Annotated in this window: 14 protein-coding genes; 8 read left to right on the top strand and 6 right to left on the bottom strand. The window is 68.0% G+C overall.

Translation table 11 applies throughout. The annotated features are described in order from the left end of the window. Positions 1 to 5: 5 nt before the first annotated feature. Positions 6 to 1694: a SulP family inorganic anion transporter gene (locus tag ABD104_RS17740; RefSeq protein WP_087838844.1), complete on the top strand. Its 1689-nt coding sequence runs from the start codon at positions 6 to 8 to the stop codon at positions 1692 to 1694. On the opposite strand, the gene ABD104_RS17735 is transcribed toward ABD104_RS17740, so the two are convergent. Beyond that, complete coding sequence (locus tag ABD104_RS17735) at positions 1684 to 2544, bottom strand: LysR family transcriptional regulator (RefSeq protein WP_087838843.1); 861 nt, start codon at positions 2542 to 2544, stop codon at positions 1684 to 1686. The genes ABD104_RS17740 and ABD104_RS17735 overlap by 11 nt on opposite strands. Positions 2545 to 2643: 99 nt before the next feature. On the opposite strand from ABD104_RS17735, the gene ABD104_RS17730 reads away from it, so the two are divergent. Further along, positions 2644 to 3084, top strand: coding sequence for a multidrug/biocide efflux PACE transporter (locus ABD104_RS17730; protein ID WP_087838842.1), 441 nt, complete (start codon positions 2644 to 2646; stop codon positions 3082 to 3084). 75 nt (positions 3085 to 3159) lie between these two features. After that, positions 3160 to 3888 (top strand): DUF2076 domain-containing protein, encoded by a 729-nt coding sequence (locus ABD104_RS17725; RefSeq protein ID WP_338617081.1) that lies wholly within the window; start codon positions 3160 to 3162, stop codon positions 3886 to 3888. A gap of 19 nt (positions 3889 to 3907) precedes the next feature. Here ABD104_RS17725 and ABD104_RS17720 read toward each other — a convergent pair whose 3' ends face one another. From ABD104_RS17720 to ABD104_RS17705, 4 genes are read right to left on the bottom strand one after another with little or no spacing between them, the layout of a single operon-like run. Then, complete coding sequence (locus ABD104_RS17720; protein ID WP_243724507.1) at positions 3908 to 5167, bottom strand: muropeptide transporter; 1260 nt, start codon at positions 5165 to 5167, stop codon at positions 3908 to 3910. Beyond that, the gene (locus ABD104_RS17715) at positions 5164 to 5493 is read right to left on the bottom strand and encodes a hypothetical protein (protein WP_087838841.1); all 330 of its coding nucleotides are present in this window, start codon (positions 5491 to 5493) and stop codon (positions 5164 to 5166) included. The genes ABD104_RS17720 and ABD104_RS17715 overlap by 4 nt, the downstream gene beginning before the upstream one ends. 22 nt (positions 5494 to 5515) lie before the next feature. Then, positions 5516 to 6190 (bottom strand): orotate phosphoribosyltransferase, encoded by a 675-nt coding sequence (locus ABD104_RS17710; RefSeq protein ID WP_087838840.1) that lies wholly within the window; start codon positions 6188 to 6190, stop codon positions 5516 to 5518. A gap of 38 nt (positions 6191 to 6228) precedes the next feature. Continuing rightward, positions 6229 to 7110 carry a helix-turn-helix domain-containing protein gene (locus ABD104_RS17705; protein ID WP_087838839.1) on the bottom strand — a complete coding sequence of 294 codons (882 nt, stop codon included), beginning with the start codon at positions 7108 to 7110 and terminating at the stop codon, positions 6229 to 6231. A 357-nt stretch (positions 7111 to 7467) separates the two neighbouring features. On the opposite strand from ABD104_RS17705, the gene ABD104_RS17700 reads away from it, so the two are divergent. The 4 genes from ABD104_RS17700 to ABD104_RS17685 all read left to right on the top strand — a co-directional run bounded on the left by ABD104_RS17700 (position 7468) and on the right by ABD104_RS17685 (position 11906). Then, entirely contained in the window at positions 7468 to 8718 is a 1251-nt protein-coding gene (locus ABD104_RS17700) for an MFS transporter (protein ID WP_087838838.1), read from the top strand. 197 nt (positions 8719 to 8915) lie between these two features. Beyond that, on the top strand, positions 8916 to 9683 hold the full coding sequence (locus ABD104_RS17695; RefSeq protein WP_207958626.1) for a dihydroorotate dehydrogenase electron transfer subunit: 768 nt from the start codon (positions 8916 to 8918) through the stop codon (positions 9681 to 9683). Continuing rightward, entirely contained in the window at positions 9683 to 10618 is a 936-nt protein-coding gene (locus tag ABD104_RS17690) for a dihydroorotate dehydrogenase (protein ID WP_132979713.1), read from the top strand. Before ABD104_RS17695 ends, ABD104_RS17690 begins: the two co-directional genes overlap by 1 nt. A gap of 25 nt (positions 10619 to 10643) precedes the next feature. Next, positions 10644 to 11906, top strand: coding sequence for a hydantoinase/carbamoylase family amidase (locus ABD104_RS17685; protein ID WP_338619244.1), 1263 nt, complete (start codon positions 10644 to 10646; stop codon positions 11904 to 11906). 5 nt (positions 11907 to 11911) lie between these two features. Here the strand turns inward: ABD104_RS17685 and ABD104_RS17680 are convergent, their stop codons facing one another. Beyond that, positions 11912 to 12817, bottom strand: coding sequence for a LysR family transcriptional regulator (locus ABD104_RS17680; protein ID WP_338617082.1), 906 nt, complete (start codon positions 12815 to 12817; stop codon positions 11912 to 11914). A 93-nt stretch (positions 12818 to 12910) separates the two neighbouring features. Between ABD104_RS17680 and ABD104_RS17675 the strand changes: the two genes are divergently transcribed. Further along, positions 12911 to 14932, top strand: coding sequence for a metallophosphoesterase family protein (locus tag ABD104_RS17675; RefSeq protein WP_343927972.1), 2022 nt, complete (start codon positions 12911 to 12913; stop codon positions 14930 to 14932). Positions 14933 to 14973 lie beyond the last annotated feature (41 nt).

Raw genomic sequence — 14973 nt, 5'->3', positions numbered from 1 at the left:
TTTCCATGTCCGCTCTGCTCGCCCGCTATCTTCCCTTCCTGAACTGGCCTCGGCCCAACGCCGCCGACCTGGCCGCCGATGCTCGGGCCGGTTTCACGCTCGGCCTGATCCTGGTGCCGCAGGCCGTGGCCTACGCCATGCTGGCCGGCATGCCGCCCATCACCGGCCTGTACGCGGCGCTGATCCCGCCGGTGATCAGCGTACTGTGGGGATCGTGCCAATTGCTGGGCGCGGGACCCGTCGCGCTGACCAGCATGCTGGTGGCGGGATCGCTGTCGGGCATGGCCGCGGCCGAGTCGGCGCGCTGGGTCGAACTGGCCATCTGGCTGGCGCTGATGGCCGGCGCGATACAGATGCTGATCGGCGCGACCCGGCTGGGCATGGTGGTGAATTTCCTGCCGGGGTCCGTCGTGGGCGCGTTCACCCAGGCCGCCGCGCTGCTGATCATGCTGTCGCAACTGCCCGCCATGCTGGGGCTGGACTGGAGCCAGGCGCGGGGCGCGCTGGCCGCGGCCGATCCGCGCGGCCTGCTGGGCAGCATGGACTGGACCGCGTTCGCCTTTGGCGTGGGTACGCTGGTCTTCCTGTCCGCGCTGAAGAAGCACAGCAAGCGCCTGCCCATCGTGCTGGCTGCCGCGCTGGTGACGGGCCTGGCCAGTTGGGCCATCGGCTACGGCGCGCGGGGCGGCGCCGTGGTCGGGACGCTGCCGGCGGGCCTGCCGCAGTTCACCGTGCCCAAGCTGCTGGACTGGGAGGACTACCGCAGCCTGCTGCCTGCGGCGGCGGTGATCGCGCTGGTCAGCTTCGTCGAAGCGCTCTCCAGTGCCAAGACCATCTCGCGCAGCACGCGCCGGCGCTGGGACGAGGACCAGGAGTTCATCGGCCAGGGGCTGGCCAAGATCGCCAGCGGCCTGAGCGGCGCCTTTCCGGTCAGCGCCTCGTTCTCGCGCTCGGCGCTGAACCTGTTCGTGGGTGCGCGTTCGGGCTGGTCCGCGCTGTTCGCCTTCGTCTGCGTGCTGGCGAGCCTGCTGTTCCTGACCCCGGCCATCGCCCACCTGCCGCGGGCCTTCCTGGCGGCCGTCATCATCGTGCCGGTCTCCAACCTGATCACCCCGCGCTTCTTTGTCCGGCTATGGGCCACGTCGCGCGCCGAGGCCGTCATCGCCGCGTCCACGGCCGTGGCCACCCTGATCGCCGCGCCGCAGTTGCAATGGGGCATCCTGGCGGGCTTCATCCTGTCCCTGGGCTATTTCCTGTACCAGCGTTCGCACCCCCGCATCGTCGAGGTCGCGGTCCATGCCGACGGTACCCTGCGGGACCGCCAGCGCTTCGGCCTGCCGCCGCTGGCGCCGGATCTGCTGGCGGTGCGCATGGACGCGGGGCTGAGCTTCGTCACGGCCAACCCGCTGGAGCATTTCGTGATCGAGCGCTGCCGGGCCGATCCCGGCATCAAACGGGTGCTGATCTACGCGGGGCCGATCAACAGCATCGACGTGACCGGGGTCGACACGCTCATCTACCTGATCGGCACGCTGCGCGACCAGGGCGTGGACCTGTACCTGGCGGGCGTGAAGAAGCAGGTGGAAGACGTGTTCGACACCTCCGGCGTCACGGCCATGCTGCCGCCCCATCACGTGTTCCGCACCGAGCGCGAGGCCATCGCCGAATTGACCGCGCATCCGGTCAGGCCTTGAGCAGTTCCTCCAGCATCCAGGCACCGACGGGGCCCAGCGGCCGCTGGTTGGACCAGACCACGTCCACGGGCAGCAGGCGTTCCTGGCCGGGCACCTGCAATTCCACCAGCCTGCCGGCGGCGAAATGGGTCACCAGCCAGCGCGGCATCCTGGCCCAGCCGAAGTTCATCACCGCCATCTCCAGCAGCATCAGGTAATAGGGGGCCGACCAGGTGCGGCCTCGCGCGATGCGGCGGCCGTCGTCCTCGTAGGGCGCGATGCGCAGCTCCCGAGCCGCGCGCAGGTCGGCCTCGGTGACCGCGCCCAGCCTGGCCAGCGGATGGTCCTTGCCGGTGACCACCACCATCTCCGACAGGTCGGGTAGCGTGCGGTGCTCCACGTCGGGCGGATATTGCTCCTGCGCGCGCACCAGCCCCAGGTTGGCGCGGCCGCGCTGCACGGTGGCCACCGTGTCCCAGTCCTCGGACATCATGCATTCGAACTCGATGTCGGGATACGTGCGATCGAGCGCGGCCAGGATGGCTTCGAAGCGCTCGGACTGGTAGGTATCGGACAGCGCCAGGGTCAGCCGCGACTCGTGCCCCTGGGCATAACGGCCGGCGGCGCGGCCCAGTTGCTCGGCGCTGGCCAGGACCTGGGCCGCCTCCACCAGCAGCGCCCGGCCCGCCGGTGTCAGCGTGGGCTGGCGGGTGGAGCGGTCGAACAACTGCACGCCCAGGTCGATTTCCAGGTTGGCGATGCTTTCGCTGATGCTCGATTGCCGCTTGCCCAGCTTGCGCGCGGCGGCCGAGAACGAACCCAGCGCGGCTGCCTGGGTGAAGGCCGCCAGCGCTTCCAGGGAATAGGCCATGGCTGGCTTCCTATCGGAAAAACCGATGGTAATTACGTTTTATTTAACGGAAGTATGGCAGAAAATGCCGATACGACATCAACGGAACGAGGTTGAAACGTGTTGCAGAACAAGAAATCGCTCCGTGAACGCCTGGCGCACGCCCTGTGCTTCGAGATCATCGCGGTGGCGCTGTGCGCGCCCGCGCTGGCCTGGATCATGGGCAAGCCGCTGCTGCACATGGGCGCGCTGACGGCGGTGATCTCGCTCATCGCCATGCTGTGGAACATGGTCTACAACGCCGGGTTCGAGCGCGTGGAGCGCCGCCTGGGCTGGGTACGCGACACCCGGGTGCGGATGGTCCACGCGGTGGGGTTCGAGTCCGGCCTGATCCTGATCGTGGTCCCGCTGGCGGCGTGGTGGCTGAGCATCTCGCTGTGGGAAGCGCTGGTGCTGGATATCGGGTTGCTGCTGTTCTTCCTGCCGTATACCTACGTGTATAACCTGGCGTATGACCGGCTGCGTGTGTATTGGGCAGGGGAAACGTGTCCCGGCGCTTAAGCCAGGATTAAGCTCCGGCTGTCATCCTCCGCAGCAATGCGCCGGCCTTCGGCCGGCATACCGGGAGAACCGCTCATGACTCCGCAAGAACGCGCCCTGCTCGACAATTTCCTGGACCGCCTGGCTGGCGTCCGGGGCATGGACAAGGACCCCGAGGCCGATGCCTTGATCCGGCACCGCGCCGCCGGCCAGCCGGATGCGCTCTACCTGAGCATCCAGCGCGCGCTGTTGCTGGAACATGCGCTGGAGGGCGCGCAGGCGCGCATCGCCGCCCTGGAGCAGCAGGTGGGTGAACTCCAGGCCGCCTCGCGGCAGCAGCAGGAAGCCCGGCCCGCGCGCAGTTTTCTGGGCGGGCTGCTGGGCGGCGATGGATGGGGCAAGGCGCCGGCGCGCCCGGCACCCGCCGGCGGTTCCATGATCGGCAGCGATATCGGCCAGCGCCCCGAATACCGGCCCGCGGCGCCCGCGGCTCCCTATGCCGGCGCACCGGCCGCTGGCGGTGCCATGGGCAGCTTCCTGGGCAATGCCGCGGCCACGGCGGCCGGCGTGGCGGGCGGGATGTTCCTGTTCAATGGCATCGAGCACTTGTTGGGCGGCGGCGCGGGCCAGGCGGCGCATCTGGCCGGCAACGCCCCGGCTTCGGAGACGATCACGCAGAACGTCACCAACAACTACTACGGCAGCGGGAACGACGACCGCCCGGATACGGACGGCGGCGCGCAGGCCTATGACACGTCGGCCGACGATTCCTTCACCGACGATACGTTCTCGGACGATACGTTCTCGGACGACGACTTCGTCTGACGCCGCCCGCCAGGGCGCCTCAGGCCTGGTCCAGCGCGCGCACGTCGGCCCGCCGCCACCACAGCAGGGCCATGCCGGGCAGGGCGATGGCCACGGTGACCAGGAAGAAGGTGGCCCAGCCGTAGTTTTCCACCATGGGCGGGGCCAGCGGCCCGGCCAGGTAGGTGCGCCCCACGGCCGACAGGGCGGACAGCAGCGCGAACTGGGTGGCCGAGAAGCGGTGGTCGCACAGGCCCATGAGCAGGGCCACGAAGGCCGCCGTGCCCATGCCGCCGCACAGGTTTTCGATGCCGACGGCGGCGGCCATCAGCAGGATGCTCTTGGGGCTGACGGCGAGCAGCCAGAATCCCAGGTTGGAGACGGCCTGCAGCAGGCCAAACAGCATCAGCGACCGGAACAATCCCAGCTTCGCCAGCAGCGAACCGCCCGCCAGCGCGCCGATGATGGTGGCGCCCAGGCCGAGCACCTTGTTGATGGTGCCGACCTCGGTGGCGGAGAAGCCCGCGCCGCGGATCAGGAAGGCGGTGGACAGGCTGCCGGCGAAGGCATCGCCCAGCTTGTAGAGCACGATCAGCACCAGCAGCACGATGGCGCCGGGGCGGCGGAAGAATTCGACCAGCGGCCCGGTCACGGCCTCGGCCAGCGTGCGGGGCGCGGCCGCGGGCGTTTCGGGTTCGGGTGCCCACAGCGTGGCCAGGACGGCCAGCCCCATCAAGCCGCCCATCAGCACGTACATGTTGCCCCAGCCCAGCCAGCTGTCGGCGATGACGAGGGCGAGGCCGCCCGACACCAGCATGGCCAGCCGGTAGCCCAGCACCGACACCGCGGCGCCGGCGCCGCGTTCTTCCTTGCGCAGCACGTCGGTCCGGTAGGCGTCGAAGGCGATGTCCTGCGAGGACGAGCAGAAGGCGACGAACACGGCGATCAGCGCCAGCGGCAGCAGGGCTTCGCTGGGCGAGAGCAGGCCCATGGCCATGATGGCGAGCGCCAGCAGCAATTGCGTGACCACCATCCAGCCGCGCCGGCGGCCCAGCAGCGGCGGCGTATAGCGGTCCATCAGCGGCGCCCACAGGAATTTCAGCGTGTAGGCCGAGCCGACCAGGGTCAGGAAGCCGATGGCCTGCAGCGACACGCCATCCACGGTGGCCCAGGCTTGCAGCGTGCCGCTGGTCAGGGCCAGGGGCAGGCCGCTGGCGAACCCCAGGGCCAGCAGCGGCGCGACGCGCCGGTTCGTGTACAGCGACGAGGCGGCCGCGGGCGCCTCCGGGCGGGCGCTCAAAATATCTTTCCGCTGCGGCCGTAGTCCAGAACGATCCAGTTCAGGGCGGCGACGAGATCCTGCGCCGTGCCGGACCTGAACGCTTCGTCGAGCCGGTTCATGTAGGAAAGGAGCTGGGTCTTCGCGGTTTCGGCGAAGGCGGGCGCGATGCCCTGGTCTTCATACAGCAGCACGTAGGAGCGGGCGAAACCGTAGATCAGGAAGTAGGCGGCGGCGTGTTCGGAATCGCTGGAGACCAGCGCCAGCGAACCTTCCTTGACCTTGAGGAAACTGTCGGTACCGGGGGCCTGGGCGGCGAAACGTTGGATCAGATCGGTGAAGTTCATAACACGAGGTTAGCGATAAAAGTCACGGAAGGCGGGAGATGCCGCCGTGGGCCTTGGACCATTCGGAAGTATGGAGCAGGAATCCTTCTACTTTTTCGATGTCGGCGGCGGTCAGGACCGTGCCCGTCCTGGCCTGCGCGATGATGTCCTGCCAGGTGGCCAGCGCATGCATCGTGACACCGATTTCTTCCATGGTACGCCGGCTTTCGACAAACGTATCGTAATAGAAGATGCTCAGGACGTGGGCCAGCTCCAGGCCCGAATCGCGCACCGCCTTGCAGAAGTTGCGCTTGCTCTGGCCGTCGGTGGTCAGGTCATCCACCAGCAGTACCCGCGCGCCGGCCTGCGCCATGCCCTCGATCTGCGCGTTGCGGCCGAAGCCCAGCGGCTTCTTGCGCACGATCAGCAGCGGCAGCGACAGCCGGTCGGCCAGCCATGCGGCATACGGCACGCCGGCCGTTTCGGCGCCGGCGATGGCATCGATGTCCTGCACGCCAATGCGGTGCCGTACCACCGCCTGCGCCGCGTCCACCAGCACCTTGCGTCCGGCCACCGACGAGATCAGCCGCCGCACGTCCACGTACACCGGACTGGCCCAGCCCGAGCGCAGGATGAACGGCTTGCCCGAGCTGACGTGCACCGCCCCCGATTCCAGCAGCAACTGCGCCACCGTCGAGCCGATAGAGGTTTCTTCCATTTCACTGTTCCATTTAGGGGGGAGCAAACGACCCGGCGTCAGACCACCTTCAACATGCTACTGAGAAGTTCCGCCGCCTGTTGCCCTTTGTAGGCCCTCTCCCAGAGGTTTTCCACCATTTTCGTATAAAGCTCGACGGCCTCGGGCGCGGAGGTGACCTGCGCGATGCCGGTCGCGACGTTGGGCAGTTCGCCGAAGCGGAACGGGCTGACCGCCACGAACGAGGCGCTGGGCCTCTCGAACACCTGGAAGGTGGCGTTGGGCATGCTGTCGTCGACGATGCCGATCTGCATGTCCATGGGATGGGCGCGCAGGAGGCCGATGATCCGCTCGACCTCGCGCCGCGCCGCCAGCGAGCGCTCCATGCGCACCGAGGGCGGAAGGTCGATGCGCCCCACCAGCCCGAAGTGGACGAAGCGTTCGATCTCGCGCAGCCCGATCAGGCTGATGATGGGGGGGCGGCGCCGGGCGTAGGCCCGTTTGCGCTCGCCCAGGATCTTCATCAGGGCCTGCATGCGCTCGGATTCGATGCCGGGATGGGCCTCGTGCAGCATCTGTTCCAGGTAGCCGCCGTATTCGTCGGAGGTCAGCAGGAAGGAGATGGGCTCGAAATGGGCCATGATGCGCGTGGCGTCGGTCTCGAGCTGGCGCATGCGTTCGATGTACGCCACCGGGGAGGTGTAGTACTCCGCCCCCACGCCCAGCAGCGACGCCAGCGACGTGTCCAGGATGTGGGCCAGCCGCTCCAGCGTCTCGATCTTGACGATCTCGCCCTTCTCCATGCGGTACACCGCCGCCCGCGACACCCCCAGCTGGGCCGCGATGTCCTCGGCCCGCAGGGAGGCGCCTATCCGGTAGGCGCGCAGCCTTTCCCCGATGGCGTGGAAATCGACGGCGCGCGTTCTGGAAGTAGTGTTCATCGAAGCAAGTCTAAAAAATGAGAATCCTGAATGTCGAACCACGCTTGAGCTCCGCCCCGAAATCGAGCGGTACACCCTCCGATGCCCAGTATCAGTGCGGGTTTGCACTAATATCGTGCGCGCCGGGCAACATCGGGATTTACCTTATCAGCTTAGTGAAATTTCGCTTGAAAGGTAAGAAAAAGTGTCTTAGTCTAAAAAAAAAGACTTTCGGCGTAAATGGTTTTTGCCTGCTCCATGCCACAAGCATGTCCGACACGGGCCGTCTCCTCCAGGGGGCGGCGTCGGCGGGAGGCAGCGTCGCCGCCTGGCAGCACTTTTTGATCGATTGATACCTCTTCCTTTCGGAGATAGGAAATGGCAGACAAATACGCCGCGAGCCCCGGGGATATCCCCGCAGGCAAGGCGAACGAGGGCGAAGACTACGCCCGCAAGGCCGTCATCGCGTCGACGGTGGGCTATGCCCTCGACGGATTCGACCTTCTCATCCTGGGCTTCATCCTGGCGGCGATCTCGTCCGACCTGGGGCTGACCAGCACCCAGGCGGGGTCCCTGGTGACCTGGACGCTGGTGGGTGCCGTGGTCGGCGGCATCGTGTTCGGCTGGCTCAGCGACAAGTACGGCCGCGTGCGCGTGCTGAACTGGACCATCCTGCTGTTCGCGGTCTTCACCGGCCTGTGCGCGCTGGCCCAGGGCTACTGGGACCTGCTGGCGTACCGCACCATCGCCGGCCTGGGCCTGGGCGGTGAATTCGGCATCGGCATGGCGCTGGCCGCCGAGGCCTGCCGTCCCGAGCAGCGCGCCCGCATGAGCTCCTACGTCGGCCTGGGCTGGCAGGCGGGCGTGCTGGCCGCGGCGCTGGTCACGCCCATCCTGCTGCCCCTCGTCGGCTGGCGCGGCATGTTCGCCATCGGCGTGCTGCCGGCGGTCGTGGCCTTCGTCATCCGCCACTTCATCGGCGAACCGAAGATCTTCATCGAGAGCCAGAAATCCACGGCGCCGAAGGAGAACTCGTTCAAGCTGCTCGTGGCGGATGCCAAGACCACGCGGGCCAGCCTGGGCGTGGTCATCCTGACCTCGGTGCAGAACTTCGGGTACTACGGCGTGATGATCTGGATGCCGTCGTACCTCAGCAAGCAGTTCGGCTACTCGCTGACCAAGTCGGCGGGCTGGACGGCCATCACCATCATCGGCATGGCCTTCGGCATCTGGCTGTTCGGCCAGCTTGCCGACCGCATCGGCCGCCGCCCCATCTTCCTGCTCTACCAGGTGGGCGCGGTCTTGTCGGTACTGGCCTATTCGCAGCTCGAGTCGCAGTATGCCCTGCTAATCGGCGGCGCCATCATGGGCATGTTCGTCAATGGCATGCTGGGTGGCTACGGCGCCCTGATCTCGGAGCTGTATCCGACGCAGGCGCGGGCGACGGCACAGAACGTGCTGTTCAACATCGGCCGTGCGGTGGGCGGCTTCGGGCCGCTGGCCGTGGGCGCGGTGGCCGCGAAGTACTCGTTCAGCCATGCGATCGCGCTGTTGGCGTCGATCTATGTGCTGGACATCATCGCCACGCTGTTCCTGATCCCGGAACGCAAGGGCGCTGCACTGGAGTAAAGCCCCCCCCTACGCGCTTACGCGCGCCCCCCAGGGGGCGGCACTGGCGGACCGGCGGAGCCGGATCCGCGGTGCCCAAGGTTGGTAGTTATCGAGCGCTGGGGAGTTTGCAGCGCAGAGGAATCAGAATGGAAGTTTTGTCGTCCGAATCGCATGTCGGGTGTTGCGCCGGACCTGCCGCGCCGGATACGCAGGGCGTGGTGATCAGCAATGCATGGATCAACCGGGACTACAAACACCTGGTGCTGGATGCCGGGTTGCCGGCGGCCGGGGCGAAGGCGGGGCAGTTCTTTCATCTGCTGTGTCCTTCCACCGAGCAGGATTCGCCGTTCTTTCGCCGGCCCATGAGCACCTACCGGGCCGATCCGGCCACGGGGCGGGTGGAGTTCCTGTACAAGGTCACCGGCGCGGGCACGCGCGGGCTGGCCACGCTCGAGGCGGGCGACAAGCTGCCGATGCTGGGGCCGCTGGGCGTGGGGTTCACGCTGCCCGAGGGCGCCCGCAGCATCGTCGTGCTGGGCCGCGGCGTCGGGCTCGCGACACTGGCGCCCCTGGCCGAGCTGGCGGCTGTCGCGGGCGTGGGCGTGACGGCCATCCTCAGTGCGCGCGATGCGGCCAGCCTGATGTCGCAGGACCGCTTCGCGGCCATCGGGGCGACCATCGTCGAAGTCACCGACGAAGCCGGCACCAGCTCGGTCGAGAACGTCGAGCGCCTGCTGCGCGAGCTGCATGCCGCCGGCCGCGCCGATGCGTTCTATACCTGTGGTTCGTCGCGCCTGACCCTGCTGATGCAGCGCCTGGGCGCCGAGTTGTCCGTGCCGGGCGAAGTGGCGATGGAGCAGCAGATGGCCTGCGGCATCGGCATGTGCTATTGCTGCGTGCGCGCCTTCCGCGAAGGCGACAAGCTGGTCAGCAAGCGCGTCTGCTGGGACGGTCCCGTGTTTCCCCTGGCGGAGGTGGCGTGATGATAGACCTGTCCGTGGATGTAGGCGGACTGCGCCTCTCCAATCCCGTGATGCCGGCCTCGGGCACGTTCGCCGATGGCCTGGCCAACACCATCGATTTCAACCGCCTGGGCGCGTTCGTCACCAAGACCATCACGCACGAGAAGCGTACCGGCAATCCGGTCCCGCGCGTGGCGGAGGTGCACAGCGGCATGCTCAATGCCATCGGCATCCCCAGCAAGGGTTCCGACTATTTCATCCGCGAAAGCATCCCGTTCTACCGGAAGTTCTCGCCGCCGCTGGTGGTCAGCATCTCGGCGCCGTCGAACGACGGCTTCGCGCGGCTGGCGGCCGAACTGTCGCAGGTCGAGGGCGTGGCCGCCATCGAGGCCAACATCTCGTGTCCCAACATCGAAGAGGACGGCAAGGCTTTCGCGATGCATGCCCGCTCCACCGCCGCGGTGGTGAAGGCCCTGCGCGCCTCGACCTCGCTGCCGCTGTGGGTCAAGCTCACCCCCAATACCGGCGAGATCGCCAACGTGGCCCGGGCGGCGCAGGAAGAGGGCGCCGACGCCATCGTGGCGGCCAATACCATCCTGGGCATGGCGATCGACATCGACACGCGCCGGCCCAAGCTGGGCAACGTCATGGGCGGCATGTCGGGTCCGGCGATCAAGCCCATCGTCGTCCGCATGGTGTACCAGTGCCACCGCGCGGTCTCGATTCCCATCATCGGCTGCGGCGGCATCTCCACGGCCGAGGACGCGATCGAATACATGCTGGCCGGCGCGAAGGCCGTGCAGGTGGGAACCGCCACCTTCATCCATCCCACGGCCATGATCGACGTGATCGACGGCCTGGTGCAGTACTGCCGGCGCAAGGGCCTGCCCAGCCTGCAAGGACTGGTGGGGGCGGTGGAGGACACCGGCTTCGTGCCTTTCGAGGCGATGGCTTGAGGGCGACATGACAGCAGCAACCACGATGGCCGGTGCCAAGGCCGTTCCCGGGCGGCAGGACGCGATCGATCTGTTCGAGCGGATCCGCCTGCTCAGCTTCGATGGCGTCGGCGTCTCGCGCGAGAGCTACGGCCCCACCGAGACGGCCGCGCTGGACGCGCTGGTCGAGTGGGCGGGCAGGCATGGCATCGCCGCGCGGACCGATCCCGCAGCCAACGTGGTGTTCTCGCTGGCGCAGGCGGGCGACCAGGCGCCCATCGTGTGCGGGTCGCACGTGGATTCGGTGCCCCAGGGCGGCAACTATGACGGCCTGGCCGGCGTCATCGCCGGCCTGCTGTGCCTGAAGCGGCTCAAGGACGAGGGCGTGCGGCTCGCGCATCCCTTGTGGGTCGCCGGCATGCGGGGCGAGGAAAGCGCGTGGTTCGGCAAGGCCTACATGGGGTCCGGCGCCATCCTGGGCAAGCTCAAGGCGGACGACCTGGCGCTGCGCAACAAGCGCAGCGGCCGCACGCTGGCCGAGGCCATGGCCAGCGTTGGCGCCGACGTGGACAGCATCGCCGCCGGCAAGCCGGTGCCCTGGGTGTCGGGCGTGCGCGCCTATCTGGAACTGCACATCGAGCAGGGGCCGCTGATGGTGGCCCGCAAATGGCCCACGGCCATCGTCTCGGGCATACGCGGCAACATCCGCCACAACCTGGTGCGATGCATAGGCGAGCCGGGGCACTCCGGCGCCGTGCCGCGCTGGCTGCGCAACGACGCGGTGTTCGCGGTGTCCGATCTGCTGATGCGGCTGGACGAGCACTGGCGCGTGCTGCTCGAACGCGGCAACGACCTGGTCGTGACCTCGGGCGTGATGGGCACCGACCCCGCCGAGCACGCCGTGTCGCGCATTCCCGGCCGGGTCGACTTCAGCTTCGAGGTGCGCAGCGAAAGCACCGAGACGCTGGAGGAGTTCTACCGCGTGATGCGCGCCGAATGCGACGAGGTAGCGCGCCAGCGCGGCGTGCGCTTCGAGTTCGACCGCCGCATCGAGTCGGCCCCGGCGACCATGGATGCGCAACTGGTGCAGCTGCTGCTGGATACCTCGGCCGAACTGGACTTGCCGGCCGAGAAGATACCCAGCGGCGCGGGACACGACGCGGCCCTGTTCGCCAACGCCGGCATACCCTCGGGCATGATCTTCATCCGCAACGAGAACGGCTCGCACAACCCGGCCGAGGCCATGGAGATCGACGACTTCATGGCGGGCGTGGACGTGCTGTACCGGTCGCTGCCCAAAGTGACCTGAGTCCCCTAGCGCGAACCCAGGGCTTCGATGACGGCCTCCCGCAGGGCCTCCGAGGCCGCCGTCGTCGCCGCCGCGGCGCGCATCATCCAGTGCACCTCCCAGCGCGTGTCGCCATGCTCGATGCCGCGCACGTCGTAGTGCGCCGCGTCCAGGTGACGGGCGGCGAACGCGGGCAGCAGCGTCATGCCCAGGCCGCACCGGACCATTTCCAGCGCCGTCGAATACAGCCTGACTTCCTGCACCCCGTTCAGCGCCACGCCGGCCCGCGACAACTGTAGAAAGACCTCGCGCCATTGGCCGCTGACCCGGTCCGTCAGGATTACCTCGGCGTGCTGCAAGGCCTGCCATTTCATCCTGCGTCCGCCCGCCGGGGCTGGCGGCGCCTTGCCGCGCGCATACACCGCGTGCATGCGGTCGCGCACCAGCGGTTCGGTGCGCAGCACGGTGGCCAGGGCCGGGCTGGCGCCGGGCGAGCCGATGGCGACGTCCACTTCGTCGGCCGCCAGCCGTTGCGAGGCCTGTTCCACCGGCACGTCCAGCACGTCGACCGCCACCAGCGGATGCCGCGCGCGGAACAGTGCCAGCGCGCGCGGGAAGAAAGTGGCCGCGGTCAGCGGCCCCACCGCGACGCGGATGCGGCCACCTTGCAGTTCCCCAACGCTGCGCAGCCCGGCCACCGTGCGATGAATGTCGGCCAGCACGCGGTTGGCGGTTTCGCACAAGGTCTTGCCCGCCGCCGTTAGGCGTACCGTGCGCCCCCGCTCCACCAGCTCCACGCCCACCTGTTGTTCGAGTTCCTTGATCGTCACGCTGACGGCGGACTGCGTCAGCGCCAGCGCATCGGCCGTCGCGGTGAAGCTGCCGGTGTTGGCCAGGGTCGCGAGCGCGTGGAGCTGACGGAGCGTGACCATGATTTTCATGAATCCATGGATGAGAAAAATGAATTTTATTAATTCCAAAGCTTGCTGGATACTGGCCTTTCGCTTTCATGGCCGACCCGCAACATGGCTTCTTCCCCTCTCTTTCGCTTCGCCGTCATCGCCGACAGCCACGTCAATCCTTCGGAACAGGACAACATCTCGCCGTTCGAGTCGCATCGGCTGACCAATGAGCGGCTGCGGCATACCGTGGCCATGCTCAACGCGCTGGCGCCGGCCTTCGTCGTGCACGTGGGGGACATGATCCATCCGGTGCCCGAGGCCGTCTCCTATCCGCAGGCCGTGCGGCAGTTCCGCGCCACCATGGCGGCGCTGGCCTGTCCGGTCCATCTGGTGCCCGGCAACCACGACGTGGGCGACAAGCAGGCCGACTACGTGCCGGCGGGCGCCATCCGTCCCGAGTACGTGGAGCTGTACAGCCGGCATTTCGGGGAACATTTCTACGGCTTCGACCGGCAGGGCTGCCACTTCGCCGTCATCAACACCTCGCTCATCAACTCGGGGCTGCCGCAGGAGCGCGAGCAGGCGGCGTGGCTGGAGGCAGACCTGGCGGCGCACGCGGGGCAGCGCATCTTTCTGTTCATGCACTATCCGCCCTTCGTCGCCACCCGCGACGAGAATGGGCATTACGACAACATCGACGAACCGGGACGAAGCTGGCTGCTGGACGTCGTCGAGCGCCACAAGGTGGCGGCGGCGTTCACGGGCCACGTCCACAACTTCTTCCTGAACCGCCACGCGGACACGAATTTCTACCTGATGCCGTCCACCGCCTTCGTGCGCGCCGATTATTCGGAAACGCTGCACGTGGGCCAGCCGCCCGAGAACGAGAACGGCCGTAACGACGTCGCCAAGCTGGGGGTCATGGTGGTCGACGTCCATGAAGAGCGGATCGTGACGCAGTTTCTCCGCAGCTTCGGCGGCGGATCGGATCGGTCGGCCGCGCAGCGCGACTGGCCGCGCCTGCCTCCCTCGGCCGGCGAACTGCCCGCGCCGGGCGTGGAACTGCGCCATGGCTGGACCGTGCTGTACGACATTCCGTACAGCAGCATGCTGGACGAGTTCCGGCGCAAGCGGGCGCGCAACGACTACCCCATCCTGGCGCTGTGGGAGATGGGCGTGCGCCGGCTGCGCGTGCCGCTGGACGATTTGCTCGACGCGGGCTCGCGCGCACGCGTGGAAGCGGTGGCCGAGCAGGGCTGCCGCTTCGCGGTGTTCCATTTCGGCTGGCCGGACGAGGCCGCGCTGGACGTCGTGAGCCGGCATCGCCACCTGTTGGACGGGCTGGAGCTGGTCCTGAGATGGCCGCCCGCGCCCGACCTGGAGGCGCGGCTTGCGGCGGCACGGGAGCGCGCGGGCGTGCCGCTCGTCCTGTCGCGTTTCTGGAATGCCTCGGGCGAATCGCGCGACGGCAAGCAGATCAAGCTGCTGGTGGACCACGGCTTCACGGTCGACGACGAATGGCCCGCCACCGCGCAGCTGGACGGCCTGGTCTTTCGCATCGCCCGCGACACCGCCGCGCGCGAGGGTATCGCGCGGGCGACAGCGGCGGCCGAGCGCAGGGGCCTGCGCGCCCAGGTGCATGTGCGCCTGGCCGACGACAGTCCCGCACGGGCGCGGGACGACGAGTGGCGCAATACCTGCCGCGTGCTGGAGACTGCGCTGTGCAGCCATTTCCATCGCGGCCATCGCATCTTCCTGGACACCCTTGGCGACGTGGATCGCGGCTATTTCCCCAGGACCGGGCTGATCGACCGCCGGGGCAATCCGCGCCTGGCCGGCCGGGTATTGCGCAACCTGAACGGGGCCTTGTCGGAGCTGCCTGCGCTGCGGGCGCTGGACTGGCACGAGACCGCCGATGGCCTGCTGGGCCAGGCCCGCGCGGGCGATGCGGTATTGCTGCTGCCCCTGCCGGAAACGGCCGGTCGGGGTTGGCGGGGCCCGCTGGCGGGCCTGGCGGACCGCTGCCGGGGCTATCGCGTGGACCTCGGCACCGGCGCGCAGAGCGCCGTGGACATGGAAACCGGTCGTCCCATCCATTGCGAGGCCGGCGAGCCGGCCTTGTGGGTCCTGCACCCGGTGCCCTGAACGCATCGCCATCCAGAATGTCTCGATTCACGAGGGAGAAT

Source organism: Pigmentiphaga daeguensis (assembly GCF_039523035.1).
Taxonomy (GTDB): Bacteria; Pseudomonadota; Gammaproteobacteria; order Burkholderiales; family Burkholderiaceae_B; genus Pigmentiphaga; species Pigmentiphaga daeguensis.
The sequence above is the reverse complement of the archived record's forward strand: the minus strand, read 5'-3'. Positions and strand labels throughout refer to the sequence as shown.

Excerpts from the sequence above, each read along its gene's own strand:
- ABD104_RS17740 (WP_087838844.1), top strand. The coding sequence starts at position 6 with ATGTCCGCTCTGCTCGCCCGCTATCTTCCCTTCCTGAACTGGCCTCGG.
- ABD104_RS17735 (WP_087838843.1), bottom strand. The coding sequence starts at position 2,544 with ATGGCCTATTCCCTGGAAGCGCTGGCGGCCTTCACCCAGGCAGCCGCG.
- ABD104_RS17725 (WP_338617081.1), top strand. The coding sequence starts at position 3,160 with ATGACTCCGCAAGAACGCGCCCTGCTCGACAATTTCCTGGACCGCCTG.
- ABD104_RS17715 (WP_087838841.1), bottom strand. The coding sequence starts at position 5,493 with ATGAACTTCACCGATCTGATCCAACGTTTCGCCGCCCAGGCCCCCGGT.
- ABD104_RS17710 (WP_087838840.1), bottom strand. The coding sequence starts at position 6,190 with ATGGAAGAAACCTCTATCGGCTCGACGGTGGCGCAGTTGCTGCTGGAA.
- ABD104_RS17705 (WP_087838839.1), bottom strand. The coding sequence starts at position 7,110 with ATGAACACTACTTCCAGAACGCGCGCCGTCGATTTCCACGCCATCGGG.
- ABD104_RS17700 (WP_087838838.1), top strand. The coding sequence starts at position 7,468 with ATGGCAGACAAATACGCCGCGAGCCCCGGGGATATCCCCGCAGGCAAG.
- ABD104_RS17690 (WP_132979713.1), top strand. The coding sequence starts at position 9,683 with ATGATAGACCTGTCCGTGGATGTAGGCGGACTGCGCCTCTCCAATCCC.
- ABD104_RS17685 (WP_338619244.1), top strand. The coding sequence starts at position 10,644 with ATGGCCGGTGCCAAGGCCGTTCCCGGGCGGCAGGACGCGATCGATCTG.
- ABD104_RS17680 (WP_338617082.1), bottom strand. The coding sequence starts at position 12,817 with ATGGTCACGCTCCGTCAGCTCCACGCGCTCGCGACCCTGGCCAACACC.
- ABD104_RS17675 (WP_343927972.1), top strand. The coding sequence starts at position 12,911 with ATGGCTTCTTCCCCTCTCTTTCGCTTCGCCGTCATCGCCGACAGCCAC.